General features: G+C 73.2%; 31 protein-coding genes. 16 read left to right on the plus strand and 15 right to left on the minus strand.

Going from position 1 to position 26,442, the window contains the following annotated elements; translation table 11 throughout:
- Positions 1–139: 139 nt before the first annotated feature.
- The 5 genes from ACEZDG_RS26035 (at position 140) to ACEZDG_RS26055 (ending at position 3,752) form a co-directional block, all read left to right on the plus strand.
- Positions 140–1,039, plus strand: a complete 900-nt coding sequence (locus ACEZDG_RS26035; protein WP_380513706.1) for an alpha/beta fold hydrolase — start codon at positions 140–142, stop codon at positions 1,037–1,039.
- A gap of 237 nt (positions 1,040–1,276) precedes the next feature.
- Positions 1,277–1,423 (plus strand): hypothetical protein, encoded by a 147-nt coding sequence (locus ACEZDG_RS26040; RefSeq protein ID WP_380513708.1) that lies wholly within the window; start codon positions 1,277–1,279, stop codon positions 1,421–1,423.
- A gap of 175 nt (positions 1,424–1,598) precedes the next feature.
- Positions 1,599–2,237, plus strand: coding sequence for a DUF6758 family protein (locus ACEZDG_RS26045; RefSeq protein WP_380513710.1), 639 nt, complete (start codon positions 1,599–1,601; stop codon positions 2,235–2,237).
- A 66-nt stretch (positions 2,238–2,303) separates the two neighbouring features.
- Positions 2,304–3,149 (plus strand): PHP domain-containing protein, encoded by an 846-nt coding sequence (locus ACEZDG_RS26050; RefSeq protein WP_380513712.1) that lies wholly within the window; start codon positions 2,304–2,306, stop codon positions 3,147–3,149.
- A 114-nt stretch (positions 3,150–3,263) separates the two neighbouring features.
- Complete coding sequence (locus ACEZDG_RS26055; RefSeq protein ID WP_380513714.1) at positions 3,264–3,752, plus strand: hypothetical protein; 489 nt, start codon at positions 3,264–3,266, stop codon at positions 3,750–3,752.
- A 30-nt stretch (positions 3,753–3,782) separates the two neighbouring features.
- On the opposite strand, the gene ACEZDG_RS26060 is transcribed toward ACEZDG_RS26055, so the two are convergent.
- Complete coding sequence (locus ACEZDG_RS26060; RefSeq protein ID WP_380513716.1) at positions 3,783–4,367, minus strand: suppressor of fused domain protein; 585 nt, start codon at positions 4,365–4,367, stop codon at positions 3,783–3,785.
- Between the two features lie 10 nt (positions 4,368–4,377).
- Positions 4,378–5,313 (minus strand): DMT family transporter, encoded by a 936-nt coding sequence (locus tag ACEZDG_RS26065; RefSeq protein ID WP_380513718.1) that lies wholly within the window; start codon positions 5,311–5,313, stop codon positions 4,378–4,380.
- Between the two features lie 278 nt (positions 5,314–5,591).
- On the opposite strand from ACEZDG_RS26065, the gene ACEZDG_RS26070 reads away from it, so the two are divergent.
- The 4 genes from ACEZDG_RS26070 to ACEZDG_RS26085 all read left to right on the plus strand — a co-directional run bounded on the left by ACEZDG_RS26070 (position 5,592) and on the right by ACEZDG_RS26085 (position 9,250).
- Positions 5,592–6,116 carry a hypothetical protein gene (locus ACEZDG_RS26070; RefSeq protein ID WP_380514099.1) on the plus strand — a complete coding sequence of 175 codons (525 nt, stop codon included), beginning with the start codon at positions 5,592–5,594 and terminating at the stop codon, positions 6,114–6,116.
- Positions 6,117–6,244: 128 nt separating this feature from the next.
- Entirely contained in the window at positions 6,245–7,558 is a 1,314-nt protein-coding gene (locus tag ACEZDG_RS26075; protein ID WP_380513720.1) for a magnesium transporter MgtE N-terminal domain-containing protein, read from the plus strand.
- Positions 7,548–8,063, plus strand: a complete 516-nt coding sequence (locus ACEZDG_RS26080; RefSeq protein WP_380513722.1) for a DUF1003 domain-containing protein — start codon at positions 7,548–7,550, stop codon at positions 8,061–8,063. The genes ACEZDG_RS26075 and ACEZDG_RS26080 overlap by 11 nt, the downstream gene beginning before the upstream one ends.
- Positions 8,064–8,095: 32 nt before the next feature.
- The gene (locus tag ACEZDG_RS26085) at positions 8,096–9,250 is read left to right on the plus strand and encodes an Mrp/NBP35 family ATP-binding protein (protein ID WP_380513724.1); all 1,155 of its coding nucleotides are present in this window, start codon (positions 8,096–8,098) and stop codon (positions 9,248–9,250) included.
- A gap of 124 nt (positions 9,251–9,374) precedes the next feature.
- Here the strand turns inward: ACEZDG_RS26085 and ACEZDG_RS26090 are convergent, their stop codons facing one another.
- The 5 genes from ACEZDG_RS26090 to sigE form a co-directional block, all read right to left on the minus strand.
- Positions 9,375–9,989, minus strand: a complete 615-nt coding sequence (locus tag ACEZDG_RS26090) for a hypothetical protein (protein WP_380513726.1) — start codon at positions 9,987–9,989, stop codon at positions 9,375–9,377.
- A 78-nt stretch (positions 9,990–10,067) separates the two neighbouring features.
- Positions 10,068–10,526, minus strand: coding sequence for a sec-independent translocase (locus ACEZDG_RS26095; RefSeq protein WP_380513728.1), 459 nt, complete (start codon positions 10,524–10,526; stop codon positions 10,068–10,070).
- Positions 10,527–10,627: 101 nt separating this feature from the next.
- Positions 10,628–11,902 carry a S1C family serine protease gene (locus tag ACEZDG_RS26100; protein WP_380513729.1) on the minus strand — a complete coding sequence of 425 codons (1,275 nt, stop codon included), beginning with the start codon at positions 11,900–11,902 and terminating at the stop codon, positions 10,628–10,630.
- Positions 11,903–11,962: 60 nt separating this feature from the next.
- Entirely contained in the window at positions 11,963–12,988 is a 1,026-nt protein-coding gene (locus tag ACEZDG_RS26105) for an anti-sigma factor family protein (RefSeq protein WP_380513731.1), read from the minus strand.
- A complete protein-coding gene (gene sigE, locus ACEZDG_RS26110) occupies positions 12,985–13,692 on the minus strand; it encodes an RNA polymerase sigma factor SigE (RefSeq protein ID WP_380513733.1) in 708 nt (235 codons plus the stop codon). Before sigE ends, ACEZDG_RS26105 begins: the two co-directional genes overlap by 4 nt.
- Before the next feature lie 274 nt (positions 13,693–13,966).
- On the opposite strand from sigE, the gene ACEZDG_RS26115 reads away from it, so the two are divergent.
- Entirely contained in the window at positions 13,967–14,617 is a 651-nt protein-coding gene (locus ACEZDG_RS26115; protein ID WP_380514101.1) for an O-methyltransferase, read from the plus strand.
- 106 nt (positions 14,618–14,723) lie between these two features.
- On the opposite strand, the gene ACEZDG_RS26120 is transcribed toward ACEZDG_RS26115, so the two are convergent.
- The gene (locus ACEZDG_RS26120) at positions 14,724–14,891 is read right to left on the minus strand and encodes a DUF3117 domain-containing protein (RefSeq protein ID WP_107101321.1); all 168 of its coding nucleotides are present in this window, start codon (positions 14,889–14,891) and stop codon (positions 14,724–14,726) included.
- A gap of 330 nt (positions 14,892–15,221) precedes the next feature.
- Between ACEZDG_RS26120 and ACEZDG_RS26125 the strand changes: the two genes are divergently transcribed.
- Entirely contained in the window at positions 15,222–16,022 is an 801-nt protein-coding gene (locus ACEZDG_RS26125; RefSeq protein ID WP_380513736.1) for an enoyl-CoA hydratase-related protein, read from the plus strand.
- A 3-nt stretch (positions 16,023–16,025) separates the two neighbouring features.
- On the opposite strand, the gene ACEZDG_RS26130 is transcribed toward ACEZDG_RS26125, so the two are convergent.
- Both ACEZDG_RS26130 and ACEZDG_RS26135 read right to left on the minus strand, forming a co-directional pair.
- Positions 16,026–16,598, minus strand: a complete 573-nt coding sequence (locus tag ACEZDG_RS26130) for a DNA-3-methyladenine glycosylase I (protein WP_380513738.1) — start codon at positions 16,596–16,598, stop codon at positions 16,026–16,028.
- Complete coding sequence (locus tag ACEZDG_RS26135; RefSeq protein WP_380513740.1) at positions 16,595–17,032, minus strand: DivIVA domain-containing protein; 438 nt, start codon at positions 17,030–17,032, stop codon at positions 16,595–16,597. Before ACEZDG_RS26135 ends, ACEZDG_RS26130 begins: the two co-directional genes overlap by 4 nt.
- Before the next feature lie 94 nt (positions 17,033–17,126).
- On the opposite strand from ACEZDG_RS26135, the gene folP reads away from it, so the two are divergent.
- Positions 17,127–17,990, plus strand: coding sequence for a dihydropteroate synthase (gene folP / locus ACEZDG_RS26140; RefSeq protein ID WP_380513741.1), 864 nt, complete (start codon positions 17,127–17,129; stop codon positions 17,988–17,990).
- 19 nt (positions 17,991–18,009) lie between these two features.
- On the opposite strand, the gene ACEZDG_RS26145 is transcribed toward folP, so the two are convergent.
- Positions 18,010–18,801 (minus strand): LOG family protein, encoded by a 792-nt coding sequence (locus ACEZDG_RS26145; RefSeq protein ID WP_380513743.1) that lies wholly within the window; start codon positions 18,799–18,801, stop codon positions 18,010–18,012.
- 150 nt (positions 18,802–18,951) lie between these two features.
- Here ACEZDG_RS26145 and ACEZDG_RS26150 point away from each other — a divergent pair, with 150 nt between their 5' ends.
- Both ACEZDG_RS26150 and ACEZDG_RS26155 read left to right on the plus strand, forming a co-directional pair.
- The gene (locus ACEZDG_RS26150; protein WP_380513745.1) at positions 18,952–19,938 is read left to right on the plus strand and encodes a hypothetical protein; all 987 of its coding nucleotides are present in this window, start codon (positions 18,952–18,954) and stop codon (positions 19,936–19,938) included.
- Between the two features lie 279 nt (positions 19,939–20,217).
- Complete coding sequence (locus ACEZDG_RS26155; RefSeq protein WP_380513747.1) at positions 20,218–20,922, plus strand: hypothetical protein; 705 nt, start codon at positions 20,218–20,220, stop codon at positions 20,920–20,922.
- A 91-nt stretch (positions 20,923–21,013) separates the two neighbouring features.
- Here the strand turns inward: ACEZDG_RS26155 and dapC are convergent, their stop codons facing one another.
- Positions 21,014–22,102 (minus strand): succinyldiaminopimelate transaminase, encoded by a 1,089-nt coding sequence (dapC, locus tag ACEZDG_RS26160; protein WP_380513749.1) that lies wholly within the window; start codon positions 22,100–22,102, stop codon positions 21,014–21,016.
- Between the two features lie 56 nt (positions 22,103–22,158).
- The gene (gene fdxA / locus ACEZDG_RS26165) at positions 22,159–22,479 is read right to left on the minus strand and encodes a ferredoxin (RefSeq protein ID WP_370147204.1); all 321 of its coding nucleotides are present in this window, start codon (positions 22,477–22,479) and stop codon (positions 22,159–22,161) included.
- A gap of 113 nt (positions 22,480–22,592) precedes the next feature.
- On the opposite strand from fdxA, the gene ACEZDG_RS26170 reads away from it, so the two are divergent.
- Both ACEZDG_RS26170 and ACEZDG_RS26175 read left to right on the plus strand, forming a co-directional pair.
- The gene (locus tag ACEZDG_RS26170) at positions 22,593–23,648 is read left to right on the plus strand and encodes a GNAT family N-acetyltransferase (protein ID WP_449341737.1); all 1,056 of its coding nucleotides are present in this window, start codon (positions 22,593–22,595) and stop codon (positions 23,646–23,648) included.
- 40 nt (positions 23,649–23,688) lie between these two features.
- Positions 23,689–24,537, plus strand: coding sequence for a transglutaminase family protein (locus ACEZDG_RS26175; RefSeq protein ID WP_380513754.1), 849 nt, complete (start codon positions 23,689–23,691; stop codon positions 24,535–24,537).
- Positions 24,538–24,566: 29 nt separating this feature from the next.
- Here ACEZDG_RS26175 and ACEZDG_RS26180 read toward each other — a convergent pair whose 3' ends face one another.
- Together ACEZDG_RS26180 and ACEZDG_RS26185 are read right to left on the minus strand one after the other, a co-directional pair.
- On the minus strand, positions 24,567–25,172 hold the full coding sequence (locus ACEZDG_RS26180; protein WP_380513756.1) for a response regulator: 606 nt from the start codon (positions 25,170–25,172) through the stop codon (positions 24,567–24,569).
- Positions 25,169–26,398, minus strand: coding sequence for a sensor histidine kinase (locus ACEZDG_RS26185; RefSeq protein ID WP_380513758.1), 1,230 nt, complete (start codon positions 26,396–26,398; stop codon positions 25,169–25,171). Before ACEZDG_RS26185 ends, ACEZDG_RS26180 begins: the two co-directional genes overlap by 4 nt.
- Positions 26,399–26,442: the final 44 nt, after the last annotated feature.

The following is a 26,442-nucleotide window of genomic DNA, read 5'->3' on the forward strand; positions in this document are numbered from 1 at the left end:
CGGGCCGGACGACACCTCACGTCGTCCGGCCCGCGCCCTCCGCCGTTCCCCACGCGTCCTGCCCGCGCCATGCCGGCGTCACATCCGCCGGTTAGGGTCTGATGGTCCGTAGCCGGCCGCGCCCAGGATGGAGTCCGCCATGAGCACGCCCCCGTTCCTCTCCCTGCCGGCCACGGCCCGGAGCATTCGACTGGCGACGGCCCGCGGCGGGTTCGCGGCGCTGCACGGGCTGCCGGCCTCCGGGCCGGTCCGCGGCACCGCGCTGCTGGTGCCCGGCTTCACCGGCAGCAAGGAGGACTTCATCGCGCTGCTGGAACCGCTGGCCGCGGCCGGGTTCCAGGTGGTCGCGGTGGACCAGCGCGGCCAGTACGAGACCGGCGGCCCCGCCGACGAGGCCGCGTACGGGCTCGGACCGCTGGCGCTGGACCTGCTGGCGGTGACCGACGCCGTGGCCGGCCTGCTGCCCGCGGCCTCGGGGCCGGTGCACCTGCTGGGGCACTCCTTCGGCGGCTATGTGGTCCGCGAGGCCGTGCTGCGCCGTGCGGCCGAGCCGTCGGCCGCGCTGCCCTGGGACTCGCTGACCCTGATGGGCACCGGCCCCGGCGCCGTCGCCGCGGACGAGGCGGGGCGGGCCGAACTGCTGGTCTCGGTACTGCCGCCGGTCATGGACATGGAGGCCATCTGGCAGGCGATGAAGGACCTGGAGGCGGCCTCGGAGAACCCGCCGGTGCTGCGGCCGGAGATCGCCGACTTCCTGCACCGCCGCTGGCTGGCCAACGTCCCCGAGGCGCTGGCGGTGATGGGCCGACAACTGACCCTGGAACCGGACCGGGTGGACGCGCTGGCCAAGGTGGGACTGCCCACCCTGGTGCTGTCCGGGGAACGGGACTACGCCTGGCCGGTGGAGCAGCAGGCGGAGATGGCGCTGCGGCTGGGCGCGCGGTACACGGCGGTGCCGGGCGCGGGGCACTCCCCCAACGCGGAGCGCCCCGAGGCCACCGCGGCGGCGCTGGCCGACTTCTGGCGCGGCGTCAGGTAGCTCCGGCCGCCTCACTCGAACGTGTTTCCCTGCCGAAATCCTCGGGACAGCGGCAACGGGTCTCAGTAAACTTCGTCGGGCCGGAATAAAGATGCCCGGCCTTTAGGTTCTTCTGAGTGCGCCGAGCGCGCCCATCACTTCCCTCCGCGACATGTCGATACCCGGCATTAACGGATGGGCAATCACCACGACGCAGCCCTGCTGCACAGTGGGCAGTGGATTTGGAAGGAGACGCCCATGCGATTTGAGATCACGCGTCTGAGCGACACCGACGGCAGTGCCACCGACCGCCTCATCGCCGATGCGGAAACCGTGCGTGCCATGGTCGAGGATGCCGCCGCAACCGGAGAACGGCTTTACATTCGTCCTTACCAGGCTTCCTGACAGCAGGCTTCCTGAACGGACAGAGCGGACAATGAGGGGCCCGGCAGGCATTTCAGCTGCCGGGCCTTTCCCTGTCTCCCGGTCTCCTTCCGGTCCTTCGTATTCCGCCACCGCTGTCCACCGGGCGGGTGATCGTCCTTGACTGCGCGGGCGCGAGGGAGGACCGTTGTCGTCCATGAGGGGCGAGCCCAGTTGCCCGAGGTGCGGGGGCCGTGTCCGCGCCCCCGGCCTGTTTACCGACGCATGGCAGTGCGACGCGCACGGGACCGTACATCCGCTCCAGCCTGTGGTCCCTCCCAGCGTGGAGGCACTCACCGTCGCCGTGGCGCGGGCCGAGGTGCCGGTCTGGATGCCCTGGCCGCTGCCGGTCGGCTGGCTGTTCACCGGAATCGCCCACGCGGGTGACGACCTGTCAGGCGGCCGTGCCACCGCGGTGGCCTGCTCCGGACCCGGACCGCTCGGCGGCCCCGGCGAGCTGGTGCTGGTCGCCGAGGAGCTGGGCGTCGGGCTCGGCGCCCGTTTCGCCGGCCTGCCGGGGCCCGACCCCGGGGACGCCATCGCCGTCGACCGCCCCCCGCACGCCAAGGTCCTCGCGGCCGGACGGCCCACCGCGCTCTGGCATGTGGCCGGGGCGGCGGAGGACCGCGCCGTCTTCGTCGGCGAGGCCCGCGGGCTGTGGCTCTGGGCCATCGTCTGGCCCGAGCGCAGCGGCCTGCTGATGTACGAGGAACTGGTGCTGACCGACCTCCGCGACGCCGGCGCCGAGCTGGACCTGCTCCCCTGCGGCGCGCTCTCCCCCCGCCTCCTGGGCTGACCCCGGCCGGTCGGCGGACACCCCCTAGGCTCAGGGCATCACCACCGATGCCCTGGAGCCCGCCGCGTGCGAATCGACCTGCACACCCACAGCAATGCCTCGGACGGTACCGACAGCCCCGCCGAGCTGGTGCGCAACGCCGCCGCCGCGGGTCTTGACGTGGTCGCGCTGACCGACCACGACAGCGTCACCGGCTACGCCGAGGCCGTGCAGGCCCTGCCCAGCGGGCTGACCCTGGTCACCGGGGCCGAGCTGTCCTGCCATGTCGAGGGCATCTCGATGCATATGCTCGCCTACCTGTTCGACCCCGAGCACCCGGAGTTCACTCGCGAACGGGACCTGGTCCGCACCGACCGCTTCCGGCGGGCCGAGGCGATGGTCGAGCGCTGCCGGGCGCTGGGCGCCCCGATCACCTGGGACCAGGTCCAGCGGATCGCCGGGGACGGCGCGGTGGGACGCCCGCACGTGGCCAGCGCCCTGGTGCAGGCCGGGGTGGTGCCGAGCGTGGACGCCGCGTTCACCAAGGACTGGGTGGCCAACGGCGGCCGGGCCGACGTCCGGAAGCGGGAGTTCGACCCCTTCGAGGCGGTACGGCTGGTCCGCGCGGCCGGCGGCGTCACGGTCTTCGCCCACCCCGGCGCGCACAAACGCGGTCGGACCGTGTCCGACCAGGTGATCGCCGACCTGGCGGCGGCGGGGCTCGGCGGGGTCGAGGTCGACCACGCGGACCACGACGGGCCGACCAGGGAGCGGCTGCGCGGCCTCGCCGCCGACCTCGGTCTGCTGGCCACCGGTTCCAGCGACTACCACGGCGACCGCAAGGCGATCAGGCTCGGCGCCGAGACCACCGCGCCGGAGGTCTACCAGGCCCTGGTGGCACAGGCGACCGGGGCCGAACCGGTCACCGTCTGACGGTCCGTGAGGAATCCCGAAACCTCTGTACGCAAGTCTTTACCCAACTGCTAACCTCTGCCGACTTCACCGTGTTCCTACCCGGTGTCAGAACCAGTACAGAGGGAAGCAAATATGGCAATTCGTCGTGCCAAGATGAAGGCCCAGGTCATTGAGAAGCTCACCCAGGAAGCACCGGCGGGCGAGACCTTCATCGCCACCGTGCACACCGAGACCGGCCCGAGCCCGTGGCTGAACGCGATATTCGACGAGATCCCCGGCGTCGGCCTGGTGGTCGCGCTCACCCGCAAGTTCTACTTCCTGACCCTGACCAACACCTCGATCGTGGTGTACTCCGCCAGCCGCTGGACCAACCGTCCCGGCCAGATCGTCACGGTGTTCCCGCGCGAGACCTTCCCGGTCAGCCGGGTCAAGCGGGCGAAGATCTGGAGCTCGCTCTACGTCGAGTTCACCCCGGGGGCCAAGCCCACCCGGCTGAATGTGCACGCGTACTGGCGCAAGGAGCTGGACCAGCTCATCGCCGCCTTCCCGCAGACCGCCTTCGTGGACGGCGCCGGCATCCCCGCCCAGGCCACCGGCGTGGACGCCAGCAAGGCCGTCTGACCCTCCCGCGATCCCCCCGACCCCGGGCGCTCAGCCCAGCGGCACGCCGCGCCGCCCGGGGTCGCGGAGGTCCGTGCCGTGGCGGAGCCAGCGCTCCTGCAGCTCCGCCGCGCCGTGCACCCGCTTGTGGGCGGCCTCGTTGGGGGTCATCGGCAGCAGCGGCAGGAACCGCACCGGGTCGGCCGGCTCCGGCAGTTCCAGGTCCTCGACCAGGCCGCCGGGCTCCGCCACCAGGAACGCGGTGAAGGGGGCCCCGTCCCAGAGCGGACCGCCCAGGTCCAGGGACGCCCCCGGGGCCACCACGAGGCCCTCGACCTGCGGCGAGGCGGCCAGCGTGGCCAGCGGCCTGAGCACCTCGTCCCGGCCCCCGCGGACCGTCAGCAGCAGTTCGGCGCGGGGGCCGCGGACCGGGTCGGCGACCACGCTGGTGGGGTCGCCCATCGGCGCCGCGGACATCCCGAGGGTGGCGTAGCGGACCAGCCCGTCGTCGCCGATGAAGCGCAGCACCTCGATCCGGTCCGTGCCGAGGAAGGTGACCGAGGCGCGGGCGCCCGGCTCGCCGAAGGTGCTGATCAGCCGGGCTTCGACGGCGGCGAGGACTTCGTCGTTGTGCATGGCTGGGATTTTATGGCCTCCGCTGCTGACCCCGGATCACCACGACCAGGCCGAGCAGCACCATGGCCACCGCCGGGTAGACCGCGAGCGGGGGCATCTGGCCCAGCCAGACCGCGGCGATCAGCGCGGCGCCCGGGGTCTCCAGCAGGATCGCGGTGGACACCAGCGAGGGCCCGAGGGTGCGCACCACCCGGTTGCTGAGGGAGTGTCCGAGGAACTGCGCGGCCACCGTGAGCAGCAGGATCTTCATCCAGGTGTCGGCGCTGTAGCCGGTCAGCGCCTGCCCCGAGGCCAGGCAGCCGACCAGCAGCAGCGCGGCCGTGGTGGTGTAGCAGACAAAGGTGTAGGCCGTGGTGCTGGTGCTCCGACGGACCTCGCTGCCGAGCAGGAAGTAGCCGGACGCGGCGATCCCGGCCCCCAGCGCGAGGCCGTCCCCGGCCAGGGCGCGGGCGGAGAGGGTGAAGTCGACCCCGGTCAGCACCAGCACCCCGCAGAAGGCGATGCCGGTGCCGACCCACACCGTCCTCGGCACGTGCTGCCCGCGCAGCCGCAGGAACAGCGTGGTCCACAGCGGGGTGATGGTGCACAGCGCGGTGGACGAGGCGATCGAGGTCATCCGCAGGCTGGGCAGCCACATCGAGAAGTGCACCGCGAGGAACGCGCCCGCGGCGAGGCAGAGCAGCACCGTCCGCCGGCTCATCGCCCGCAGCTCGGCGCGGTGCCGCAGCAGCGCGATCGGCGAGAGCACCCCCGAGGCGATGCAGTTCCGCCAGAACGCGATGGCCAGCGCGGGGGCCGCGGTCGCGGTGATCAGCGGGGCGGAGAAGGCCACGCCGCTGACCGCGAGCGCCAGCAGCAGGAAGTCGATCCGCGGCACCGTGGAGAGGTCCGGATGGCCCGCCGCCGGCGGCGCGGCGGCGGCGGTCGTGGTGGGGGACGTCTGCACGGGGCTCCTGGCTTGGGCGGGCTGGCGGGTGATGGGGCTCGGATCAGCGCACGCCGTCTGGCGCCTTCGAATGCAAGGCGCCGGAGCGCCCTTGTAGCGGAGCTACCAGGGCGGTTCGGCAACGCAGCAGGCGGAGGTGTCAGGCGGTGGGCGCCCGAGCCCCACCACCCGCCAGCCCGCCACCCAACGTAAGGGGCGTTCCGATGGTACGAGACTGACGGCGGGCAGGGCGAGGCGTTCCGCCGGCTGGACGCCGTACGCTTCCGCCCATGACTGAGCTGAGCGCGGAGCTGCTGGACCGGACCCTCGCGGAGGAGTCGGCGAAGAAGTCCGGTCTGCTGTGGGTGCGGATCGCCGACGAAACGGACCGGCCGCTGTGGCAGGTGTGGCACGACGGCGCGGTGCTGGTGGTCGGCGAGGGCGCGGAGCAGCCGCTGCACGGGCTGGCCGACGGTCAGCAGACCGTGCTGACCGCCCGCAGCAAGGACAAGGGCGGACGGCTGGTCAGCTGGCCGGTCCGGGTGGAGCAGTTGGAGCCCGGCAGCGAGGCCTGGACCGCCGCCGCCGAGGAGTTGAAGGGCAAGCGGCTGAACTCCCCGGACCATGAGACGGTGACCGGGCGCTGGGCCCGCGAGTCGCGGCTGCTGCGGCTGGTCCCCACCGGGGGGCCGGTCTCCGGCCCGGACGCGCTGCCGACCGGCTCCCACGCCGCCGCCCCGGTGCCGACCCCGGCGACCACCCGGCAGCCGGCCCCGGCCGCGCTGCCCCGGCTGCTGTTCGGACGCCGGCGGAAGCGGAAGTAAGAACACCGGTATGACTGCCGAGATGTGATCAAGATTGGGCCTGCAGCGGTGGTGGGGCCCCGGTAGCCTGGCCCTACCCGGCTCGTGGCGTCGCGCGGGGCAGCAAACGACAGGCAGGAAGGTCCGCGATGACCGGAGCGTCCTCCCGCGTGTTCGTCTCGCATCTCGCCGGGATGGCGGTCTTCGACCCCAGCGGCGACCAGGTGGGGCGGATCCGGGACCTGGTGGTGAGCCTGCGGCTCGGCGGCAGGCCGCCCAAGGTGCTGGGCTTCGTCGTCGAGGTGGTCAGCAAACGCCGGGTGTTCCTGCCGATGAACCGGGTGACCAGCCTGGAGTCCGGCCAGGTGATCACCACCGGGGTGATAAACATGCGGCGCTTCGAGCAGCGGCCCACCGAGACCCTGGTGCTGGCCGAACTGCTGGACCGCCGGGTCGCCCTGCGCGGCCCCGACGGCGGCGAGGTCCAGGCCGGCGAGGAGGGCGAGACGGTCACCGTGCTGGATGTGGCCATGGTGCAGACCCGCAGCCGCGAGTGGGAGATCGACAAGGTCTTCGTCGAGAAGGGCAAGGCCGGCCGGCTTCGCCGCAAGGGCGAGACGCTGACCGTGGACTGGTCCGCGGTGACCGGCTTCGCGCTGCGCGAGGAGGACCAGGGCGCGGCCAACCTGCTGGCCACCTTCGAGCAGCTGCGCCCGGCCGACCTGGCCAACGTGCTGCACCACCTCTCCCCCAAGCGCCGCTCCGAGGTCGCCGCCGCCCTGGACGACGACCGGCTCGCCGATGTGATGGAGGAGCTGCCCGAGGACGACCAGGTGGCGATCCTGGCCGGGCTGCACCAGGAGCGGGCCGCCGACGTGCTGGAGGCGATGGACCCGGACGACGCCGCCGACCTGCTCTCGGAACTGCCGCCGGACGACGCGGAACGGCTGCTGCAGCTGATGGAGCCGGACGAGGCCGCCCCGGTCCGCCGACTGCTCAGCTACGAGGAGCACACCGCGGGCGGGCTGATGACCACCGAGCCGATCGTGCTGGAGCCGGACGCCACCGTGGCCGAGGCGCTGGCCCGGGTGCGCAACGCCGACCTCAAGCCGGCCCAGGCCGCCCAGGTCTACGTCTGCCGCCCGCCGACGGAGACCCCGACCGGGACCTACCTCGGCCTGGTGCACTTCCAGCGGCTGCTGCGGGAGCCCCCGTACACCCTGCTCGGGGCGATCGTGGACGGCGACCTGGACCCGCTGTCGCCGGAGACCGAACTGCCCCGGATCACCAGTTACCTGGCCACCTACAACATGGTCGCCGCGCCGGTCGTGGACGTCCGCGACCACCTGCTCGGCGCGGTGACGGTGGACGACGTGCTCGACCACATCCTGCCGGAGGACTGGCGCGAGTCCGCGCTGCACGGCGGCGACATCCCGGAGGAGGTGGCCGCTGATGGCCGATGACCGCCGGCGCGGCCGGCTGGACCAGCCGCAGCAGCGCCGCCGCAGCTTCGTGACGCTGCCCAACCCGGACTCGGACGCCTTCGGGCGCTTCTCCGAGCGGATCGCCCGGTTCCTGGGCACCGGCCGGTTCCTGGTCTGGATGACCCTGATCGTGCTGATCTGGGTGGGCTGGAACTTCCTGGCCCCGCGCTCGCTGCGGTTCGACGAGTACCCGTTCATCTTCCTGACCCTGGCGCTGTCGCTGCAGGCCTCCTACGCCGCCCCGCTGATCCTGCTGGCGCAGAACAGGCAGGACGACCGGGACAAGGTCAACATGGAGCAGGACCGGGCCAGGGGCGAGCGCAACGTCGCCGACACCGAGTACCTGACCCGGGAGGTCGCCGCGCTGCGGCAGGGCCTCGGCGAGGTGGCCACCCGCGACTTCCTGCGCTCGGAGCTGCAGGCCCTGCTCAAGGAACTGGAGCAGCGCAACCCCGGCGCCGACAGCGACGATCCCCCTGCGTAGGGGTGCGGCCCGAGCGCCGTACCATTCTGTGCATGGCTTCTGATACGCAGGCGACCGTCATCGAGGAGTCCGTGCGCGCGGCCCTCGGGACGGTGCAGGACCCGGAGATCCACCGTCCCATCACCGAACTGGGGATGGTCAAATCGGTGGAGATCGACCCCACCGGCGCGGCCAGGGTCGCCGTCTTCCTCACCGTCTCCGGCTGCCCGATGCGGGAGACCATCACCAGCAGGGTCACCGAGGCGGTCGGCGCCGTGCCCGGGATCACCTCGGTCGAGGTCGAGCTGGACGTGATGAGCACCGAGCAGCGCCAGGAACTGGCGACGATGCTGCGCGGCGGCCAGGCCGAGAAGGAGATCCCCTTCGCCAAGCCGGGGTCGCTGACCCGGGTCTACGCGGTGGCCTCCGGCAAGGGCGGGGTCGGCAAGTCCTCGGTGACCGTCAACCTGGCCGCCGCGCTGGCGGCCGACGGCCTCAAGGTCGCGGTGGTGGACGCCGACATCTACGGCCACAGCATCCCCCGGATGCTGGGCGTGGACGGGCGGCCGACCCAGGTCGAGAACATGATCATGCCGCCGTCGGCGCACGGGGTGAAGGTCATCTCGATCGGCATGTTCACCCCCGGCAACGCCCCGGTGGTCTGGCGCGGGCCGATGCTGCACCGCGCGCTGCAGCAGTTCCTCGGCGACGTCTACTGGGGCGACCTGGACGTGCTGCTGCTCGACCTGCCGCCCGGCACCGGCGACATCGCCATCTCGGTGGCGCAGCTGGTGCCCAGCGCGGAGATCCTGATCGTCACCACCCCGCAGCAGGCGGCGGCGGAGGTCGCCGAACGGGCCGGGACGATCGCGCTGCAGACCCACCAGACCATCGTCGGCGTGATCGAGAACATGTCCGGGATGCCGTGCCCGCACTGCGGCGAGATGGTCGACGTCTTCGGCACCGGCGGCGGGAAGACCGTCTCCGACGCGCTCACCAAGGCCACCGGCGCGAGCGTGCCGGTGCTCGGCAGCATCCCGATCGACCTGCGGCTGCGGGAGGGCGGCGACGAGGGCAAGCCGGTGGTCCTGACGGACCCCGACTCCCCCGCCGGCAGCGCGCTGCGCGCGATCGCTTCGAAGCTGGGGGCGCGGCAGCGGGGCCTGGCCGGCCTGTCGCTGGGGATCACGCCGCGTAACAAGTTCTGACCCTTGGCGGGGGTGACCGTTCGCGCAGTTCCCCGCGCCCCCAGGTTGTGCAACTGGTCCAGTTGCAGACACCTGGGGGCGCGGGGAACTGCGCGAACAGAAACCACCAACAACGTGCAACTGACTACTCCGCGTAAGCCGCCAGGTCCGTGACTGTCGTAAAGCCGAGCGCATACGCGCTGACGCCACGTCCGTAGGCGCCGAGGTGTACGCCGGGCGCGTCGCCGGCCAGGACCCAGCCGTACTCGGACTCGCGGTAGCGAAACGGCTGCGGGGTGCCGTTGACCGGGAGGGTCAGCGAGGACCAGCCGGAGCCCTGGAGGTCGTCGGCGAGGTCCCAGGCCAGCGCGGACTGCTGGTCCAGCCAGTTCTGCCGTATGTCGCGGGCCAGCGGCGACTGCGCCGTCGCGGCCAGCAGCCCCGCGCCGGCCAGCCACGCGGCGGAGGACACCGAGGTGGCGTCCAGGGTCCCGGTGCCGTCGCCCAGCCGTCGCCCGGGCCGCCGGGCCACGGTGACCACCACGGCGTAGCGCCGGGTCTCGGCCTGGTCCTGCTTGCCGTAGCTGCGGACCGGCTCGTCGCCGTGGCCGATCGAGCCGTAGTCCACGGCACCGTCCGGGGAGGTGCCGACGGGGGCCAGCCAGCGTCGTCCGGTCCACCCCTCGTCCAGGCTGTACCAGGGGAAGTCCGCGCGCAGATACGCCTCGACGGTTGGTTCGGTGCGGCTCGTGGTGTCCATCTCGGCCTCCTGTTCTGTCGGATCAGAACAATAGCGGGGGCCGCCCCGGGCCACCCGACACAACGTCAGGTGGCGTGGTCAGGTGGCGTCGAGGTCGTACGGGGGACGCTCGTCAGGGGCGAGGGCCGCGGGCTTGGTCAGCGAGGGGCCGGCCGGGTCGGCGGCCGTGCCGGCGTCGTCCACGGCGACCTTGCCGAGCGGGTCCGCGCGGACGGCCTTGACCGCGGCCGTGGCGTCGGCCGCGTCCTTGCTGAAGCCGTTCCGCAGCTCCTTGAGGTCGTTCAGGCCGAACTCCTCGCCGTGTGTCGCCAACTGCTTGCGGACGAAGGTCTTCGGGTTCAGGTCCTCGAACTCGAAGTCCTTGAACTCGGGCCCGAGCTCCTTGCGGATGTCCTCCTTGGCGGTCTCGGAGAACGCCCGCACCTTGCGGATGAAGCTCATCGCCTCGGCGACCAGCTTGGGCAGCTTGTCGGGGCCGAAGATCACCACGGCGAGGACGACCAGCGCCACCAGCTTCAATGGACTTATGTCGAACACCGTGCGGCTCCCCTGGGAGGTGAAGTCTCCCGCTCGTGGACAGAGCGGTGTACCTGGCCACAGCCTAGTCGGCCCGGCAGCACAAACGAATGGTCACCGGGCTACGCGCTGTCGGCGGGTGCGCGGCCCCCGGCTGAACGGAGCAGGTCGGACAGACTCAGACTGCGGCCACCGCGCCGGACGGTGAGCACCACGGTACGCCCGGGATTGCGCCCGCGGACCAGCGAGACCAGGTCGTCGCCGCTGGTCACCGGCGTGCCGTCGAGGGCGGTGACCACATCGCCGGCCCTGAGCCCGGCTCTGCCACCGGCCCCGCCACCGGCTCCACCGGCCCCGACCGCCGTCACCAGGGCGCCGTTCCGGTGGCCCAGGTCCAGGGTCGCGCCGAGGGTGGCCCGGGTCGCCCGGCCGGTGTTGATCAGCTGCTCGGCGACCGGCAGCGCCCGGTCGACCGGTATGGCGAAGCCGAGGCCGATGCTGCCGCTGTCCTCCTCCGCGCCGAAGGGGTCGGCGCTCTCCGGGTCGGCGGAGCGGAGCACGGTGTTGACGCCGACCACGGTCCCGGACGCGTCCAGCAGCGGGCCGCCGGAGTTGCCCGGGTTGATCGGGGCGTCGGTCTGCAGCGCGTCCAGGTGGGCCGGCCCGGCGCCGGAGTCGCCGCCGGAGGTCAGCGGGCGGTCCCTGGCGCTGAGGATGCCCGAGGTGACCGTGCCGACCAGGCCGAACGGCGCGCCGATGGCCACCACCGGATCGCCGACCTCCAGCCGCGCGGCGCTGCCCAGGGCCAGCGGGTGCAGTCCGCTGACGCCCTTGACCTGGATCACCGCCAGGTCCGCGTCCGCGTCCCGGCCGACCAGGACGGCCGGGTGGTACTGGCCGGTGCTGAAGGTGACGGTGATCCCGCCCGGCTTCCCCTGCGGCGCCACCACGTGGTTGTTGGTGAGGATGTGCCCGGCCGCGTCCAGGACGATGCCGGTGCCGGTGGTGACCGCCCCGGTGGTTCTGACGCTCAGGTAGACCACGCCGGGCAGCACCGCCCGGACCAGGTCCGCGGTGCTGCCGGGCGAGCGGCGCACCCCCGCCTCGGTGACCGGCTGCAGGGTGATCCGGCCGCCCTGGCGGGTGCCCTGGACCACCGCGCCGACGCCGCCGCCGAGCAGCCCGGCGCAGAGCACCGCCAGCACGCCCACGATGGCGATCCGCAGCCCCCGGTGTTGCCGCCGCCGACGCCGTACCGGTCCGGACGGCGCGGGCGGCACCGGGCTTGCCGCCGGGACGCGCCCCGACGGCAGGCGGAAGCCGGGACCGCCGCCGGTGGGCCGGTCCGGATGGCTCCACCAGCAGGGCGCGCCGACCGCGTCCTCGCCCTCACCCATATGACGTACTGCCCTCCGCTCCGAAGGGCACGATTCAACCAGGTCCGGGTGAACGCCGGGCTACCTCAGCGGGGAAGGTACCCCCGCGGCGTAGCCGCCGGTGGGCAGCGAGGTCGCCGACGCGGCCGGGGCGAGCGCCCCGTTGCCGAACTGGCTGCCGTAAGGGGCGCTGTAGTCACGGGCGTTGGCCGGGGCGTTGTTGGCCACCAGGCCGAAGGCCAGCTGGCCGGTGCCGCGTCCGTAGTCGCCGCCGACCGTGCCACCGGGGTTCTCCGCGGCCGGGGTGACGCTGCCGTAGGGCTCGTCCACCGTCGGCTCGGCCGCGGTGACGCCGGTGATGGCGCTGCCCAGGGCCACCGCGGCGACCGAGAAGGCCCCGGCGGCGGCGAAGGCGAAGCGGCGCCCGCGGGCCGCCGAGGGGCGGTTGCGGGCCGCGCCGCGCTCCTGGTCCTCGTCGAAGCCCTGCGGACGGCCGGTGACCAGCGCGGAGGCGGAGGAGGAGCCCGAGGGGGCGAAGCCGGAGCGCAGCCGGGCCGCGATCGGGCTCACCTGGTCCTGGAACGGCCGGCGCTCGGCGCGCGGGTCCATCCCGGGGACCGGGTGCTCCGCGCCCAGAGCGCCGCTGCCGAACCGGCCGCTGCCGAAGCCGTTGGAGCCCCAGCCGCCGCCGGTCATGCTGCCGAAGCCGCCGGTCGCACCGCCGCTGCCGAAGGCGCTGCCGCCGAAGCGGCGGGACTGCCCGCCGCCGTCCGAGCCCGGGGGCCGCTCGTCCTGGTCGCCGGCGATGGAGATCAGCTTGGAGAGGAACAGCGCGCTGGGGTCCGGCGGCGCGGCGGCCCCGACCCGGCTCTTCACCCGGCGCTCGTCCTCGGCCCGGGCCAGGCAGTCGTCACAGGTCGCCAGGTGGGACTGGACCCGCTCCCTGGCGTCGTGGTCAAGCTCGCCGTCCACGAAGGCGGCCAGCCGGTCGCCCAGGTGGTTCTCGGCGGCGGGAACGGCGGTGGCGACCGCGGAGCGGTCCACCCGCAGCTCGACCACCTCGACCCCGATGTCCTGCGGTCTGGCACGGCGCGGCTGCTCGCTCACGACGACCGCCTCCGCTCCGACAGCTCGTCGAGCGGCTCGGCGCCACCGGGACCGGCGACCGTCAGCGCGGCCTCGGCCGGCTCCGCGCTGGCACCGGCCCGGCGCTCGCGCCCCTCGGCCGCGCCCGGGGCGCGGTGCTGCAGCGCGGAGCGCAGGTGCGCCCGGCCGCGGTGGATCCGGCTGCGGACGGTGCCCAGCTTGACGCCCAGGGTCGCGGCGATCTCCTCGTAGGAGAGCCCCTCGATGTCGCAGAGCACCACGGCGGCACGGAACTCGGGCGCGAGGGTGTCCAGCGCCTGCTGGACGTCGGCGTCGAAGTGGGTGTCGTGGAAGTGCTGCGCGGGCGACGGCTCACGGCTGGGCAGCCGCTCGGCGGCGTCCTCGGCCAGCGCGTCGAAACGGATCCGCTGCTTGCGGCGGACCATGTCCAGGAACAGGTTGGTGGTGATCCGGTGCAGCCAGCCCTCGAAAGTGCCGGGCGTGTACGTGGACAGGGAGCGGAACACCCGGACGAAGACCTCCTGGGTCAGGTCCTCGGCGTCGTGCTGGTTCCCGGTCAACCGGTAGGCGAGTCGGTACACCCGGGCGCTGTGCGTCTGGACGATCTCCTCCCAGCTGGGCGGGGTCCAGGCAGGAACCGCGCTTCCCTCGTCGAAGGATGCGGTCTGCGTGCTCTGCGCGTGCTCGGGCTTCGACTCACTCATCACGGGCTTTGGCATCAGGGCCGACGCATGGCCGCGAACCTGCCGCGAACCGGCGCCCCCCTCAGCCACACCTCCTCGTTCGGCTCTTCTGCCAAGCAGGGCCACCACCATATCCGCCTCACCCGTTAGTACCGGATAAAAGCCAATCACCATACGACCCACCTGCGGCGATTCGCCGGTTCTGAGCGGCGCGGGCGTTGCCGGCCGCCAGGACCCACCTGGTCCAACGGGCCGCGCCCCGTCCGGGTTCCTCCAAGACCCACTAACCTGTGGCCTGCACACACCAGCGAGAGGGATCACCATCACCGGCTACGGGCAGTCGGACGCGGGCCTCGCCGACGCCTACGCGGTGGAGGACGAGGTGCTGCGGTATGCCCGCAGGCAGTCGGAGCTGGCCACGGTCCGCCCGGTGTCCCCGGCCAGCGGCGCGGCGCTGACCCTGCTCGCCGCCGCCCTCGGCGCCCGCGCGGTCGCCGAGATCGGCACCGGCGCCGGGGTGTCCGGGATCTGCCTGCTGCGCGGGATGCGCCCGGACGGGGTGCTCACCACCGTCGACGTGCAGCCCGGGCTGCAGCGCCAGGCCCGGGAGGTCTTCGCCGGGGCGGGCTTCGCCACCGGCCGGGCCCGCTGCATCCCCGGCGCGGCCCTGGACGTACTGCCCAGGCTCGCCGACGGCCAGTACGACCTGGTGTTCTGCGACGGCGACCCGGGCGAGACGCCGGAGTACCTCGCTGAATCGTTGCGCCTGCTCCGACCTGGCGGAATGGTCTGCTTCGAGGGGGCGCTGAGCGCACTGGACGCGGCTGCCTTCGAGGCGCAGAGCCAGGCGGCGCGGGAGCTGGTGCGCACCGTGCGGGAGCACCCCGGGCTGTTCAGCGCGCTGCTGCCGATCGGCGACGGGCTGCTCTGCGCGGTCAAGCACTGAGGCCGCCCGCGGGCCCGGACGCAACTGCGGCCCTGGTACCGGCCCCCTGGTGCAGGGGTCCGAGGCCAGAGCCGCAGTCGTCACACTCTTCGTGACCAGGAGGTCGTCAGCCGCAGGCCTTCTTCAGCGCCTCGCCCAGCGCGTCGGCCTCGTCCGGAGTCAGTTCGACCACCAGCCGTCCGCCGCCTTCGAGCGGTACTCGCATGACGATGCCCCGCCCCTCCTTGGTCACCTCGAGCGGGCCGTCGCCCGTCCGCGGCTTCATGGCCGCCATGCTCGTTCCCCTTCCTGCAACCTGCACACCGACGCACCCACGGCCCGTCCACCGCAGGTATCGAACGCATTGATCGGAGTCCAGTATCCCGCATCGGAGGGCCTGATGACCAACATCACTGCTCTCTCCTGCCCCGATGGCCTCTCTGACAGTCTTTCGGCAGAGCTCCGATCGCACATCAGTTCCCGTGTGTCCGACCGGCGGCCCGGCGTCGTCGGCGCCCCTGGACAGCACCGCGAGCGGTCCGACAGTGGTCCACGTCACATCTGCGAAGCGCCTGTCGATCCGTCATGCTGGGCTGGGACTACTGACGAGTAATAGGAGATCCGCATGGCCGACACCGTGCTCTACGAGCTGACCGACGGGCTCGCGACCGTCACCATCAACCGCCCGGAGGCGATGAACGCCCTCGACACGGCGACCAAGGTGGCGCTGCGGGACGCCATGCTCACGGCCAAGGAGGACACCGCGGTACGGGCCGTGCTGCTGACCGGGGCCGGGGACCGGGCCTTCTGCGTCGGCCAGGACCTCAAGGAGCACCTGGGCACGCTGGCCGCGGCGCGGGAGTCGGGGGAGAACTCGCTGTCCACCGTCCGCGAGCACTACAACCCGCTGACCACCGCCATCGCCACCATGCGCAAGCCGGTGGTGGCCGCGGTGAACGGGGTGGCGGCGGGGGCCGGCGCGGGTCTGGCCTGGGCCTGCGACTTCCGGATCCTGGCCGACCACAGCGGGTTCAACACCTCCTTCGCCGGGGTGGCGCTGACCGCCGACTCCGGCGCGTCCTGGACCCTGCCGCGGCTGGTCGGCCAGGCCAAGGCCACCGAGCTGCTGATGTTCCCGCAGACCGTCCCGGCCGCGGAGGCGCTGGCGCTGGGCCTGGCGCACCGGGTGGTCCCGGCCGCCGAACTGGCCGCCACCGCGCTGGCCTTCGCCCGCACCCTGGCCGCGGGGCCGACCGTCGCCTACGGCGCGATCAAGGAGTCGCTGGCCTTCGGCGCGTCGCACTCGCTGGTCGAGACGCTGGAGAAGGAGGACGAGCTGCAGACCTTGGCCGGGGCCTCGGCGGACCACTGGATCGCGGTGCAGGCCTTCATCGCCAAGGAGAAGCCCAAGTACCTGGGCGAGTAGCCGCTAGCGCGCGTGGCAGTCGACCAGGTGGTCGTTGACCAGGCCGCAGGCCTGCATCAGCGCGTAGGCCGTGGTCGGACCGACGAAGCGGAAGCCGCGGCGCTTGAGCTCCTTGGCCAGCGCCGCGGACTCCGGGGTGACCGCGGGGACGTCCGCCGGGCCGCGCGGGGCCTTCCCCGGCCGCTCCGGGGCGAAGGACCAGACCAGTGCGTCCAGGGTGGTGTCCTCCAGGGCCAGCAGCGCCCGGGCGTTGCTGATGGTGGCGAGCACCTTGGCCCGGTTGCGGATGATGCCGGGGTCGGCCAGCAGCCGCTCCACGTCCGGGTCCTGGTAGGCCGCCACCACCACCGGGTCGAAGTGCGCGAACGCCTCGCGGAAGGTCTCCCGGCGCCGCAGGATCGTGATCCAGGACAGCCCGGACTGGAACGCCTCCAGGCAGACCCGCTCGTAGAGGGCCTGGTCCCCGTGCACCGGGCGGCCCCACTCGGTGTCGTGGTAGGCGACGTAGTCGGGCGTGGACAGGCCCCAGGGGCAGCGCAGCAGCCCGTCAGGGCCGAGCACGGCGGCGCCGGTCACCGGCCCGGCTCCGGGTCGGCCGCGGTGGCGTCGAGGCCGGGGATGGCGTCCTGCGGCAGCGGGGCCGCGCCGGGGGTGGCGAAGCGCATCCGCAGCGCCTCGAACTCGGCCGTGCCGGGCTCGCCGTTGGCCGGGCTGCCGGCCGCGAGGGCGGCGCTGAGCGCCGCCTCCAGTTCGGCGACCCGGACGTCACGGTGCGTCAGCTCGGCGCCGAGCCGGTCCAGCACATCGTCCACCGCGTCCATCCGGTAGCCGCGCAGGGCCATCGGGAAGCGCAGCGAGTCGACGTCGGCGCGGCCGGCCGGGCGGTCCAGCGGCAGCCGGGCGGCCAGGCGGTCGCGCTCCGCGTCCGGCAGCGAGCCGCCGCCGCCCAGCGCGACCAGCGCGGCCGCTCCCACCACCAGCACCATGACGACGACGATCAACCAGAACACAAGCCCACGACTCCCGGCTCCCGGTGGGGGATCATGGATGGGCCCCCACAGCAGTGAATGCTGCACATCATGGCGTACGGACCTTGGAGGACGCATGGCTCTCGCGCTCGGACCGCGGATTTTCGGTGAGGACGAGCCGGTGATCATGGCCATCGTGAACCGGACCCCCGACTCCTTCTTCGACCGGGGGGCGACCTTCGGCGACGACGCGGCCTTCGCCGCGGCCGAGCGGGCGGTGGCCGAGGGCGCGGCGATCCTGGACATCGGCGGAGTCAAGGCGGGCCCCGGCGACGAGGTCAGCACCGAGGAGGAGCTGCGCCGGACCGTCCCGTTCGTGGCCGAGCTGCGGAAGCGCCACCCGGACACCGTGATCAGCGTGGACACCTGGCGGCACGAGGTCGGCGAGGCGGTCTGCGAGGTCGGCGCCGACCTGCTCAACGACGCCTGGGGCGGGGTCGACCCGGAGCTCGCGGCGGTGGCAGGACGCTACGGAGTCGGCATCGTCTGCACCCACGCCGGCGGCGCCGAGCCGCGCACCCGCCCGCACCGGGTGGCCTACCCGGACGTGATGGCGGACATCCTGGAGCGGACGGTGGCGCTGGCCGAGCGGGCGGTGGCGCTGGGCGTGCCCAGGGAGGGCGTGCTGATCGACCCCGGGCACGACTTCGGCAAGAACACCCGGCACTCGCTCGAGGCCACCCGGCGGCTGCCGGAGATGACCGCGACCGGCTGGCCGGTGCTGGTGTCGCTGTCCAACAAGGACTTCGTCGGGGAGACCCTGGACAAGCCGGTCGGCGAGCGGCTGCTGGGCACCCTGGCCACCACCGCGGTCTCGGCCTGGCTGGGCGCCCAGGTCTACCGGGTGCACCAGGTGGCCGAGACCAGGCAAGTGCTGGACATGGTCGCCTCGATCCGCGGCACCCGGCCGCCGGCCGTGGCCCGCCGCGGGCTGGCCTGACCCGCCGACCGCCGGACCGCTACTCCGGGTTGTGGGCCGGGTTCTGGACGCCGTTGCGGCGGGCGGCGTCCTCCAGGATCTTCATCGCCTCGTCCACCGAGTCGGTGAGCTGGATCAGCTCCAGGTCGGCGGCGGACGCCTTGCCCTCGGCGATGACCGTCCGCTTCACCCAGTCGACCAGTCCGGACCAGTAGTCCACCCCGAACAGGATCACCGGGAACCGGGTCACCTTGTGGGTCTGCACCAGGGTCAGCGCCTCGAACAGCTCGTCCAGGGTGCCGAAGCCCCCGGGGAGCACGATGAAGCCCTGGGAGTACTTCACGAACATGGTCTTCCGCACGAAGAAGTAGCGGAAGTTCAGGCCGAGGTCGACGTACTGGTTCAGCCCCTGCTCGAAGGGCAGCTCGATGCCGAGGCCGACCGAGGTGCCGCCGGCCTCGTGCGCGCCCTTGTTGGCCGACTCCATCGCGCCGGGGCCGCCGCCGGTGACCACCGCGTAGCCGGCCTCGACCAGGGCCCGGCCGATCCGCACCCCGGCCTCGTACTCGGCGGAGCCCACCGGGGTCCTGGCCGAGCCGAACACGCTGATGGCCGGGCCGAGTTCGGCCAGGGTGCCGAAGCCCTCGACGAACTCGGACTGGATCCGCATCACCCGCCAGGGGTCGGTGTGCAGCCAGTCCGCGTTCTGCGCCGAGTCCAGCAGCCGTTGGTCGGTGGTGCTGCTGTCGACCTGCTCGCCGCGGAGCAGCACGGGGCCGCGCCGCTTCTCCGCCGTCTTCCTGGGGCCCGTTGACTGCTCGTCCTTCGTCATACCTACGCAGACTACGACGCGCACCCGCTCCGAGGGGGGATCTTTGCCGGCCGCGGTCGGCGGCCCGGGAATACGGGCCGAGAACCGGGCTGACCACGGGGTCGTCCGAGTCTGTAGGGTGCATCGGACAGCGTGAGGAGGAGCAATCGGGTGAGCCTGCAGTCGATCATGGACTCCGCGGAGAACGCCCCGGCACGACGCCGGCGAAGGCGTTGGCTCGGCTGCCTCCCTTTCCTGGTGGTGATCGGGCTGCTGGTCGCCGGGGGCTTCTACCTCAACCGGCACCGGGAGCTGCTGCCCGCGCCGCCGCTCTCCGAGGGCTGCGAGGTGGACACCGCCGACGGGGTGGTCGATCTCAGCGTGGCGCAGATGGGCTTCGCCGGGACCATCAGCGCCGTGGCGATCTCCCGCAACCTGCCGGAGCGCGCGGTGACCATCTCACTGGCCACGGCGATGCAGGAGTCCCGGCTGGAGAACCTCCCGGCCGGCGACCGGGACTCGATCGGCCTGTTCCAGCAGCGCCCCTCGCAGGGCTGGGGCACCCCGGCGCAGATCAGCGACCCGGTCTACTCGACCAACAAGTTCCTGGACAAGCTGGTGAAGATCCCCGGCTACGCCCAGCTGCCGCTGACCGTGGCCGCCCAGGACGTCCAGCACAGCGGCTACCCCGACGCCTACGCCCAGCACGAGACCGATGCGACCACCCTGGCCGGGGCGCTGACCGGGCGGCTGCCCGCGGCCATGAACTGCACCGTGAACGGCGTCGGCACGGCGACCGCGGGGGCGGTCAGCTCGGACGGGCTGCAGCCGGGGGCGACCGCCGTGGCGCAGGCGCTCAGCAAGGAGTTCGGCCGGACGGTGAAGCCGGTGGCCGCCGCCCCGGCCGCGCCCGCCGGTGCCGCGTCCGGCTCTGCCTCTGCCTCCAGCAGCGCCTCGGCGCCGCCGCAGGGGCTCGACCTGAGCGTCAGCACCCAGCACGGCTGGGCGGTGGCGCAGTGGGCCGTGGCGCACTGCCAGCAGCTGCACATCTCCGCCGTGTCCTACGGCGGCAAGAGCTGGCACAGCGGCCGGGACTCGGCCAAGGGTTGGCAGACGGCCCCGCCGAGCAGCTCGGTGCGGATCACCGTGGCGGGTTAACACCGGTGTGGCGGGTTGACGTGACGGGCCGCCGGACGGGCTAACGCACCGCCAAATTGCGAAGAACGCGTGTGGATCCCGCACGCCTTGGAATGCAGGGCAGAAACCTTCCCGCTACCGGTCGATCCACGGGCAATATGTCAGCATTTGCACCGAAAAAGATAATGCGATGTTTAGCAAGTCTTTGCCTGGACCGGCCGCAACCTTCTCGCTCCTCACGCGGTATTCACCACGTCCGCCCGGCGGACCGGTCTTGTCCCCATCTCCACGAGGAGCACCATGTCTCTCCCCCTCTCGCGTCGGATCGTCACGGCAGCGTTCGTCGTCGCCGCCGGTGCGGTCCCCGCCATGATGAGCGGTGTGGCCTCCGCGGCGCCCGCGCTGCCTGCCGTCCCCGACCTGGGTGGGCTCAGCCAGCTCGACACCGGCGCGCTGGGCGGCGACCTGCAGGGCGCCACCCACCAGACCGGCCAGCTCGCCGGCAGCAGCGCCGGCAACGCGGTCGGCACCGCCGTTCCCAGCGTGGCCGACGCCACCGGGGCGACCACCGCCAAGGCCCTGCCCGAGGCCAACCGGATGCTCGGCGCCACCGCGGGACAGCTGGCCCAGGTGGCCGGTTCCACCGCCGGCGCCACCGGCAGCCTGGCCGGCTCCGCCTCCCAGGCGACCCGGGCGATGCCCGCCGACGCGGCCGGCGGCGCGCTGCCCGCGGCCGACTCCGCCACCAGCACGGTGCAGTCGGTCGCCCCGGCCGCCGCTCCCGCCGCCGCCCCGGTCGGCGCGCTGTCCTCGCTGCCGCTGAACAACCTGCCGGTGAACTCCCTGCCGCTGGGCGAGGCGCAGTCCACCCTCAGCGGCGTCACCGGCGCGGCGGCCCCGGCCGCCGGCGCCCAGCGCCTCGGCGGCCTGCCCGGCCTGGGCGACACCCCCGGCCTCGGCAGCGTCACCCAGGCGCTGCCGCTGGGCGGCCTGCCGATCGGCTGACCACCCGCCCGCCCGTACGCGGAGGGGCCCGGAAGCTTGTCTGCTTCCGGGCCCCTCCGTGTCGCGCCGCAGTGGTTCCAGCTGGGTGGCGTCAGGCGCCGAGGCGCTGGACCGCCGCGCGGATCCGCTCGTCCGTCGCGGTGAGGGCGACCCGGACGAAGTGCGCGCCGGCCTCGCCGTAGAACTCGCCCGGGGCGACCAGCACTCCGTGCTTGGCCAGGTCGGCGACGGTGTCCCAGCAGGGCTCGTCCCGGGTGGCCCAGAGGTAGAGGCTGGCCTCGGAGTGCTCGATCCGGAAGCCGTAGGCCTCCAGCGCACCGCGCAGCGCCGTGCGCCTGGCGAGGTAGCGAGAGCGCTGCTCTTCGACGTGAGCGGTGTCCGCGAGTGCGGCCACCGTCGCCGCCTGGACCGGGGCCGGGACCATCAGGCCGCTGTGCTTCCTGATCTCCAGCAGCTCGCCCAGCACCGCCGGGTCGCCGGCCAGGAAGGCCGCCCGGTAGCCGGCCAGATTGGAGCGCTTGGACAGCGAGTGGACCGCCACCAGGCCGTCGTAGACCCCGTCGCAGACGTCCGGGTGCAGCACCGAGACCGGTTCCGCCTCCCAGCCCAGCTCCAGGTAGCACTCGTCGCTGACCAGCAGCACCCCGTGCTCCCGCGCCCAGCCGACGGTACGGCGCAGCTCGGCGACCGTGAGCACCCGTCCGGTGGGGTTGGACGGGGAGTTCAGCCAGAGCAGCTTGAGACCGGCCGGGTCGAGATCCCACGGGTCGTCGTACACCGCGTAGTCCGCCCGGGCCAGCCGCGCACCGACCTCGTAGGTCGGGTAGGCCAGCCGCGGGTAGGCCACCCGGTCGCCCGGGCCGAGGCCCAGCTGGGTCGGCAGCGAGGCCACCAGTTCCTTGGAGCCGACCAGCGGCAGCACATGGCGGTGCGTCAGACCGGTCGCGCCGAGCCGCCGCTCGGACCAGCCGACCAGGGCGTCCCGCAGCGCGGGCGTGCCCCAGACGGTCGGGTAGCCGGGGCTGTCGGCCGCCGCCGCGAGGGCGTCCTGCACCAGCCGCGGCACCGGGTCGACCGGGGTGCCGACCGAGAGGTCCACGATGCCGTCCGGGTGGGCGGCGGCGGTGGCCTTGTACGGTTCGAGCCGGTCCCAGGGGAACACCGGAAGCAGCCGCGACACGCGGCGAGCCGCCCCTCCGGAGAGGAACGGCTCGTGCGGCGTGCCCGTGGCTGAGGTCACTGGTTCTGCGGCGGAAGGGCCGCGATGAACGGGTGGTCCTTGTCGATCAGGCCGAGCTTGGAGGCGCCACCGGGCGAGCCGAGGTCGTCGAAGAAGTCGACGTTCGCCTTGTAGTAGTCCTTCCACTCGTCCGGGGTGTCGTCCTCGTAGAAGATCGCCTCGACGGGGCAGACAGGCTCACAGGCCCCGCAGTCCACGCACTCGTCGGGGTGGATGTACAAGGACCGCTTGCCCTCGTAGATGCAGTCGACGGGGCATTCTTCGATGCATGCCTTGTCCTTGACGTCGACACAAGGCTGCGCGATGACGTAGGTCACGCTGACGTTCCTCCTCGTAGGGGCTGGCATTCGCGCAGGGAGAGCGCGGCGTCGTCGATGCCCGCCCCTAGTATCGCCGTTTCAGGACGGCGGTTGCACCGGAGGTGGCGGGTATGGCGGACAACACTATCGGACATGCGCGGGCAGAGATCCACATCACCCGCTCTGACCTGGGGCGACGTGTTTCCGTCCGGAGGATTTTGGCTGCCCCCGAGGGGCGTCCGGTATTCGGCGACGTCATCGGCGTGCTCACATCGTGGGACGAGGAGTTGCTCAGCGTCGTCAACCGGGCCGGGGAGACGGTCGAGATCCACCGGAAAGCCCTGGTCGCGGGCAAGCCGGTGCCTCCCGCCCCGGTCCGCCGGTCCACCGCGGCCCCGGCCGATCCGGGCCCGGCCGCGCTGCAGCGGCTCGCCGCCCGCGGCTGGCCCGCGGTGGAGTCCGAGCCGCTGGGCGAGTGGGTGCTCCGGGCCTCAGGGGGCTTCACCCGCCGCGCCAACTCGGTGCAGACGCTCGGCGACCCGGGGCTCCCGCTGGCCGCCGCGCTGGACCGGGTTCAGGACTGGTACGCCCGGCGCGGCCTGCCCGGGTACATCGAGGTGACCACCCCGGGGTCGACCGAGGGCCTGGCCCGGGCGCTGGCCGAACGCGGCGCCACCGAGGACGAGACCCTGTTCCGCACCGCGCCGCTGGCGGCGCTGGCCCGTACCCCGGCGGCCGTGGACGTCCGGCTGGCGCGCCGGGCCGATGCCGCCTGGATGTCCCGCTACCGCCGGGTCGGCGGCGACCCCGGCCTGGAGCGGATGGCGCGGCAGGTGATCCACGGCGGCCACTCGGTCTGGTTCGCCACGCTGACCCTGCCGGGGCAGCAGGGCCCGGCCGCGATCGGCCGCTGCGTGGTGGACGGCGAGTGGGCCGGTTTCGGCGCCATCGAGGTCCTCCCCGAGCTGCGCCGGCGCGGGCTGGCCACCGAGGTGATGGCCGCGCTGGCCCGCCGCGCCGCCGAGGAGGGCGCCACCGGCGGCTACCTCCAGGTCGAGGCCGGGAACGAGCGGGCGGTCGCGCTCTACGACAAGCTCGGCTTCCGCACCAGCCACCGCTACCAGTACGCCCGGCTCGCGCCGGAGCAGCGGCAAGGGCCGGGCGCCGCCGACCCGGCACCGCGCTGATGCGCACTCAGCTCCCCGCTGCCGCATAGAATCCCCCGCGATGACCGAGGACAGCAGAGAGCGGTTCGCCGCCGAGGCCCGAGGCGGAACGCCGGACCTCGCTCTGCTGTGCCTGCTCATGGGTTTCGAGGTCGATCTGAACCCCGAGGAGGGCGGTCTCGACGCCTGCCTGGCCCCCGCCAGGCGGGCCCTGGACCGGCTCACCGCGCTGGCCGCTGCGGCGTTCCGCGGCGCCGCCGAGCCCTCGCCGACCGAGACCGCGGCTCTGCTGGCGGGCGCGCTGGCCGGCTCCGCCGACCTCCGCGGCGGCCCCGGCGCGTACCTGCGGCTGGAGTCCTCGCTGCTGCACCAGGTGCTGCGGCGCGGGCGCGGGCTGCCGATCACCGTCTCCGTGGTCTGGATCAGCGTGGCCCGGGCGCTCGGCCTCCCGGTCTACGGGGTGGCCCTGCCCGGCCACTTCGTCATCGGGGTGGGCGACCCGGACGGCGAGTACGTCCTGGCGGACCCGTTCCACGGCGGGCAGCTGCTGTCCCTGGACGAGGCCGCGGCCATCGCCGCCGACGCCGGCCACCCGCTGTCGGACGACCTGCTCCGCCCGGCCGAACCGCTGGACATAGTCCTGCGGGTGCTGGGCAACATCCGCGCCTGGGCCGCCGCCCGCCCCGAGCACGCCCGCACCCAGCTCTGGGCCGCCGAGCTGTCGCTGCTGCTCCCCCGGCACCCGGCCCAGCTCCGGCTGGAACGGGCCGAACTGCTGGTCAAGACCGGCCACTTCACCGAGGGCGCCCGCGAGATGGACTCCTACGCCGAGATCCTCGACGCCTTCGACCCGGACTCCGCGGCCCGGGTCCGGCTGGAGGCCAAGGCCGCCCGGCACCGCCTCAACTGACGGCGGCTCCGGCCCCTGCTGCCGGTCCGTCAGAGCCAGCCCTTCTCCCGGGCGATCCGGACCGCCTCGGTGCGGTTCCTGGCCGTGGTCTTCTGGATCGCGGCGGAGAGGTAGTTGCGGACCGTGCCCTCGGAGAGGTGCAGCCGCTGGGCGATCTCGGAGTTGGCCGCGCCGTCCGCCGCCGAGGCCAGCACGTCGCGCTCGCGGGAGGTCAGCGGGTTGGCCCCCTCGGCCAGCGCGGCGGCAGCGAGGGTGGGGTCGATCACCCGCTCGCCGCGCAGCACCCGGCGGACCGCCTCGGCCAGTTGGGCCGCCGGCGCGTCCTTGACCAGGAACGCGTCCGCCCCCGACTCCATCGCCCGGCGCAGATAGCCGGGGCGGCCGAAGGTGGTCACGATCACGATCTTGACGCCGGGACGCTCGCGCCGCAGCAGCGCGGCGGCCTCGATCCCGGTCAGCCCGGGCATCTCGATGTCCAGCACCGCGACCTCGACGTCGTGCGCCACGGCCGCGGCCACCACCTCGTCGCCGCGGGAGACCTGGGCGACCACGTCGATGTCGCCCTCCAGGCTCAGCAGCGCGGCGATGGCTTCACGGACCATGCCCTGGTCCTCGGCGAGAAGAATTCTGATCACTGCTGCACGGTACCGGCCACAGCTTCCTCGGTGGGAGTGACCACCGCCCGCAGCGGCACCGAGGCCCGCACCGCGAAGCCGCGTCCGCGCTCGCCGGGCCCGGCGTCCAGCCGGCCGTCGGCCAGGGTCAGCCGCTCGGCCAGCCCGGTCAGGCCGTTGCCGTGGCGGACGTGCCCGGCCCGCTTGGCGCCCACCCCGTCGTCGGCGACCTCCAGCCGCAGCGAGCGGCTGCCGTCCGGCTCCATGTACTCGGCCAGCCGGACCGTGCAGTGCTCGGCGTTGCTGTGCCGCACCACATTGGTGACCGCCTCGCGCAGCGCCCAGCCGAGCGCGCCCTCCTGGTCCGGGCCGAGCCCGGGGTGCGGGTCGGCGATCGAGGGGTCGGTGTCGGCCTCGATGTCGGCCGCCTGCAGCGCGGTCCTGGCCGCCGCGACCTCGACCGCGAGCTTGGGGCGGCGGTAGCCGCCGATGGCCTCGCGGACGTCCACCAGCGACTGCCGGCTGACCTTCTCGATGTCCTTGACCTGCGCCCTGGCCTCCTCGTACCGCTCCTGGTCCAGGAAGCGGGAGGTCAGCTCGGTCTTCAGGGTGATCAGCGACAGCGAGTGGCCGAGCAGGTCGTGCAGGTCGCGGGCCATCCGCAGCCGCTCGTCGGAGGCGGCGAGGGCGGCCACGGCCTGCCGGGCCTCGCGCAGTTCCTCCATGGTGCGGACCATCCGCTGCAGGCCGGTCATCGCCGCGCCGCCGAGGAAGGCGGAGATGGCGATCGGGATCAGCGCGGACTCCGGGCTGTGCAGCAGCAGCCCGGTGCCCAGCACCATGGCCGCGACCGCGGCCACCCCGAAGACCGCGACACCGGCCGGCAGGATCACCCCGGCGCAGATCGCGGTGTAGCTGAACAGGGCGAGCCAGCTGCTGCCCAGGGTGAAGCAGGTGACCACCGAGATGACCAGCATCAGCCCCAGCGCCGCGCCCGACACCCGGTTCCAGCGGCCGGACTGGCCGATGGCCTGCCGGCGCAGCACCAGGATGCCGTAGCCGGTCAGGAAGACCGCCAGGGCGATCCACCCGGCCACCACCGCCGGGGCCGAGTGGTCGCCCGCGACCAGGTCGCTGACCGGGTAGGCGAGGTAGATCAGCCACAGGAACATCCAGCAGAGCTTGACGAACATCTGCCTGCGGTTCTCCGGAGGCTGTCCGATGCGTACGCCTTGGCTCTCCCTCACGGCGCCGGCTCCTTCCTCGACTGTCCTCGACTGCAGCGGCTGAC

It is taken from the genome of Streptacidiphilus alkalitolerans (assembly GCF_042511045.1).
Classification (GTDB): Bacteria; Actinomycetota; Actinomycetes; order Streptomycetales; family Streptomycetaceae; genus Streptacidiphilus; species Streptacidiphilus alkalitolerans.

What these genes read in the sequence shown, in the direction of transcription:
- ACEZDG_RS26060 (WP_380513716.1), bottom strand. Translation starts at nt 4,367, where the DNA reads ATGCACAACGACGAAGTCCTCGCCGCCGTCGAAGCCCGGCTGATCAGC.
- ACEZDG_RS26080 (WP_380513722.1), top strand. Translation starts at nt 7,548, where the DNA reads ATGGCCGATGACCGCCGGCGCGGCCGGCTGGACCAGCCGCAGCAGCGC.
- ACEZDG_RS26055 (WP_380513714.1), top strand. Translation starts at nt 3,264, where the DNA reads ATGGCAATTCGTCGTGCCAAGATGAAGGCCCAGGTCATTGAGAAGCTC.
- ACEZDG_RS26085 (WP_380513724.1), top strand. Translation starts at nt 8,096, where the DNA reads ATGGCTTCTGATACGCAGGCGACCGTCATCGAGGAGTCCGTGCGCGCG.
- ACEZDG_RS26090 (WP_380513726.1), bottom strand. Translation starts at nt 9,989, where the DNA reads ATGGACACCACGAGCCGCACCGAACCAACCGTCGAGGCGTATCTGCGC.
- ACEZDG_RS26040 (WP_380513708.1), top strand. Translation starts at nt 1,277, where the DNA reads ATGCGATTTGAGATCACGCGTCTGAGCGACACCGACGGCAGTGCCACC.
- ACEZDG_RS26120 (WP_107101321.1), bottom strand. Translation starts at nt 14,891, where the DNA reads ATGGCGGCCATGAAGCCGCGGACGGGCGACGGCCCGCTCGAGGTGACC.
- ACEZDG_RS26125 (WP_380513736.1), top strand. Translation starts at nt 15,222, where the DNA reads ATGGCCGACACCGTGCTCTACGAGCTGACCGACGGGCTCGCGACCGTC.
- ACEZDG_RS26170 (WP_449341737.1), top strand. Translation starts at nt 22,593, where the DNA reads ATGGCGGACAACACTATCGGACATGCGCGGGCAGAGATCCACATCACC.
- folP (WP_380513741.1), top strand. Translation starts at nt 17,127, where the DNA reads ATGGCTCTCGCGCTCGGACCGCGGATTTTCGGTGAGGACGAGCCGGTG.
- ACEZDG_RS26045 (WP_380513710.1), top strand. Translation starts at nt 1,599, where the DNA reads ATGAGGGGCGAGCCCAGTTGCCCGAGGTGCGGGGGCCGTGTCCGCGCC.
- ACEZDG_RS26145 (WP_380513743.1), bottom strand. Translation starts at nt 18,801, where the DNA reads ATGACGAAGGACGAGCAGTCAACGGGCCCCAGGAAGACGGCGGAGAAG.
- ACEZDG_RS26075 (WP_380513720.1), top strand. Translation starts at nt 6,245, where the DNA reads ATGACCGGAGCGTCCTCCCGCGTGTTCGTCTCGCATCTCGCCGGGATG.
- ACEZDG_RS26035 (WP_380513706.1), top strand. Translation starts at nt 140, where the DNA reads ATGAGCACGCCCCCGTTCCTCTCCCTGCCGGCCACGGCCCGGAGCATT.
- ACEZDG_RS26100 (WP_380513729.1), bottom strand. Translation starts at nt 11,902, where the DNA reads ATGGGTGAGGGCGAGGACGCGGTCGGCGCGCCCTGCTGGTGGAGCCAT.
- ACEZDG_RS26155 (WP_380513747.1), top strand. Translation starts at nt 20,218, where the DNA reads ATGTCTCTCCCCCTCTCGCGTCGGATCGTCACGGCAGCGTTCGTCGTC.
- ACEZDG_RS26175 (WP_380513754.1), top strand. Translation starts at nt 23,689, where the DNA reads ATGACCGAGGACAGCAGAGAGCGGTTCGCCGCCGAGGCCCGAGGCGGA.
- sigE (WP_380513733.1), bottom strand. Translation starts at nt 13,692, where the DNA reads ATGAGTGAGTCGAAGCCCGAGCACGCGCAGAGCACGCAGACCGCATCC.